The organism is Synechococcus sp. R6-10 (genome assembly GCF_047461815.1).
GTDB lineage: Bacteria > Cyanobacteriota > Cyanobacteriia > Thermostichales > Thermostichaceae > Thermostichus.
The window spans coordinates 1-3,142 of sequence record NZ_JANSHW010000234.1; the positions used below are offsets into that span (position 1 = coordinate 1).

Genomic DNA, 3,142 nt, shown 5'->3' on the forward strand with positions numbered 1-3,142 from the left:
ACCCAATGCAGACCTGGCTGCAAAGCCATCGGGCTCACCCCCCCTCCCCAGGTGAACACCACCATATTTTCTCCGTTGCCCACCAGTCGCAGCGGCCTGCCCATCGCCACTAGGATCAATACGGCTCCGGCAAGGGTGGCCTTGGGCAACCAGCGACCAACCCGCCTCTCCCAACCTTCTGCTCGCATCTCCCCATCTCCTGCGCATGCAGCCATTCTCGCGGCTGTGGGGAAATGAGGCTGAGAAATCGCCGCTATCTTTTAAGTTTTCTCCAGGGATCCCGCGAGAGATCCCGCGCTTGCTTACCCACTGTTCTCAACGATGTCGAGTTCTCTACAAAGTTCACAAAAGATCACTTCATACTTTGCAAAGACCCGTGACGGACAGGCGAAAAGGGAAGAAGATTAAAACATAATAAAGATTTGGGTTGCCGTTCATGCTACCTACTGTCGACTACGAGCGGCGAGACATCCAGGTGCCACCCTCATGCATTCCCGCTGCCGCCCAGGCCTTGATCCGGCAGGGGGTATCCATCTGCTGGCGGGAAGAGAGCCTGTCTGCCCTAATTCGTCTCGGATCCAAAGGCGCCGCCGACCGGGCCGCCATTTTGCTGGTGGAAATGAGCCTCATGGGCCAACCGGAAGAGCTAAAAAACTGGCTGGAGATGTGCTGGCAACTGCCCGCTTGTCTCAGGGAACCGCTGCAGGTGTAGGATAAAGGATCACTGCAGTTCAAGAGCCTGCCTCGTCGAGGAGAAACTGGCTGCCGTAGCCGGTAACGATGCGGGTTCCATCTTTGAGGATATGAATTTCCACCTGGTCACTGGCCCAATTAAGCTGGTTTTGCAAGGCGGGGTTGAAGACGTGCACCCGCTGGTTGCGGGAAGAGACCAGCGAGTGGGGGGAGTGAATGGCCTGAGATTGGAGATAGGGGCCGTCCACTAAAATATCCAGCTCTTGCAGCAGCTCCTGGGCGCCGGGAGGAGCTTGGGGGGAGTGCAACTGTTCTAGGGTAAAGCCGGTAAAAGACATCACTGTCAGCCCTTTGGCCTTGAGAAGCCGCGCCAAGCTGGCCAGGGCAGGAGCCTGCCAGAAGGGTTCCCCGCCGGAGAAGGTTACCCCTTGATTTTTGGGGTTGCTTAGGATTTGGGCTGCTAGGTCGGTCACGCTCACCAGTTGATGGATGACAAACGGCCAGGAAGCCGGGTTGAAACAGCCTGGGCACTCCCGCAAGCAGCCCTGCACCCACACCACCGCACGGCAGCCCGGCCCATTCACTTCCGACTCGTCCACATACCCCATCAGGTTGAGATAGCCGGGAGGAATCTGGGCCAGAAAGCTCAGCGCCATCTCTGCCTTGGACATGGATCACCCGCTGCAAAACCTCTTGAGGCTATTCTTAGCCTAATTGGCAGCTATGCTCATAAGGCAGTCATGAATCAATAATTAACGCTTGAGAACGATTGAGGCTCGTAGTTGCAAAAACAGGATAACTGGGAGGCTGCTGAGAAAGCTGCCTGGTCTGGAAACCGGCCCTACTCCAATTGCGCCCTCAGGGTTTGCACTCCCCGTCGCGACCAGCTCACCGCTCCAGCTCGATCGGCTACGTAGAGGGGCCGTTGTTTTTGCCGAAACCAGGCAGTCACTGCTTCGCTGACAGGGCCAGAGCTAATGCCCGCCTGCACCTGAAAGCGCTCCAGGAGATCCAAAATCAGGGATCCCCCGTCCCACCACAGCCAGTCGATCTGGGCCGGCATCAGCGGGGATCCGGTTAGCTCGGCTTGCACATGGGTGCCGGCAGAGCCCAGCAGCAGCCAATGGGATCCCTCAGCCTCCAGTGTCAACACCAGGGGATTGGTGTAGACAGCTTGCAGCCGCAGCCGCTCCGAGAAAGGCATCCGATCGCCTGGCTGCAGCACCTGATAGGGGATCTGGGCAGCTTGCACGGCACTAAGGGAACGCAGGTAACTTTCGGAAGCCGCATTAGCCCCTCCCCCATCCCAGAATTGCCCAATCGCGTTGGCGGGACGTACTCCTTTGGAGAAAGCCGACAGCAGGATCTCCCAGCCGCCATTGGCAGAGCCGGCGGAGGTCATGGCCACCGCCCCGTCCAGACGGTGCAAGCCCTGCTGCCGCAAAAAGGGCAACACCGTGCGTTCTGCCAAACGGGGATCCCCGCTGTTGAGCAAGAGGTGGCGCCCTTCCGCTTGAATGGCCAGGATGGGAATTCGTCCACTGGCCAAGGCGGTAATTTGGACCGGCGGCCCCGGCCACATCCTTGGACCCAGGAGGATGGCGGCCATGATCAGGGCTGTGCCCTGCCAGCGGAAGGCCTGTCGCCACCGCGGCCAAAAGGTTAGGGCCACCAGCGCCCCGTAGAGGAGCAGGCACTGGAGCAGGGAGACCCGGCCGGTGTAGTAGGAACTCAGAGGCCAGCTGGCCATCCAGTTCACCCAGTTGATTAAAGGCGTGATCAAAAACGTCAAGGGCCGGGCCAGCAGGGATCCCAGCCCCGGCCAGAGCAAAGCCCCAAACGCCACCCCGAACCCCGCCACCAGCAGCGGCACCAGCAGAATCAGCAGCAGCGGGTTGGCCAGCAGCGAGTAGGTGGGGATGCGGCCAAAGATGGCCACTTGCAGCGGCAAGGTCCAGATCTGGGCTGCCAGCGGAACGGCCAAGGCGGTGGCCACAGCCGGAGGCAAAAAGTCCAGCCGGGAAACAATTGGGGCTGTTCCGACCAGCAGGCCCAGGGTGGCGGCAAAGCTGAGCTGAAACCCCAGGTCTGTAATCCACAGCGGCTCGTAGATTAAGAGCAAAACTGCCGCCACCAGTAGCGTCCCCAGGGGATTGAGCTTCACCTTTCCTTCCAGGCGCGGCTCCGTCAGCACCAGCATGGCCGCCGCCCCCATCAGTGCCGCTCGCAACACCGAAGGGCTGAACCCCGTGAGGGCGGTATAAAGCCCCAGCACCGCCAGGATGCTCCCCTGCTGCAGGCGCACCGCCAACCGCCGTGTCAGGACAAACACCACCCCCACCAACAGCGACACATGGAACCCAGAGGCGGCCAGCGCATGGGCCATGCCGATTTCCCGGAAGGCATCCTGCAAGTCGAAATCCAATTGGGCGGCCCGGGATCCCAGCAC

General features: G+C 60.3%; 3 protein-coding genes and 1 pseudogene. 1 reads left to right on the forward strand and 3 read right to left on the reverse strand.

Annotation, left to right across the window (positions count from 1 at the left end):
- Positions 1 to 188, reverse strand: a pseudogene (locus NW837_RS07360) (prohibitin family protein); the annotation flags it as partial.
- Between the two features lie 248 nt (positions 189 to 436).
- On the opposite strand from NW837_RS07360, the gene NW837_RS07365 reads away from it, so the two are divergent.
- The gene (locus NW837_RS07365) at positions 437 to 712 is read left to right on the forward strand and encodes a hypothetical protein (RefSeq protein ID WP_414330279.1); all 276 of its coding nucleotides are present in this window, start codon (positions 437 to 439) and stop codon (positions 710 to 712) included.
- Positions 713 to 731: 19 nt separating this feature from the next.
- Here the strand turns inward: NW837_RS07365 and NW837_RS07370 are convergent, their stop codons facing one another.
- Both NW837_RS07370 and NW837_RS07375 read right to left on the reverse strand, forming a co-directional pair.
- Positions 732 to 1,364 (reverse strand): 4Fe-4S single cluster domain-containing protein, encoded by a 633-nt coding sequence (locus NW837_RS07370; RefSeq protein ID WP_414330282.1) that lies wholly within the window; start codon positions 1,362 to 1,364, stop codon positions 732 to 734.
- A 170-nt stretch (positions 1,365 to 1,534) separates the two neighbouring features.
- Positions 1,535 to 3,142 (reverse strand): ComEC/Rec2 family competence protein (locus NW837_RS07375; RefSeq protein WP_414330285.1); only part of this gene is annotated, 1,608 nt, incomplete at its 5' end.

Bases quoted from the DNA above. Each gene is read 5' to 3' on its own strand.
- NW837_RS07370 (WP_414330282.1), bottom strand. From the start codon at position 1,364: ATGTCCAAGGCAGAGATGGCGCTGAGCTTTCTGGCCCAGATTCCTCCC.
- NW837_RS07365 (WP_414330279.1), top strand. From the start codon at position 437: ATGCTACCTACTGTCGACTACGAGCGGCGAGACATCCAGGTGCCACCC.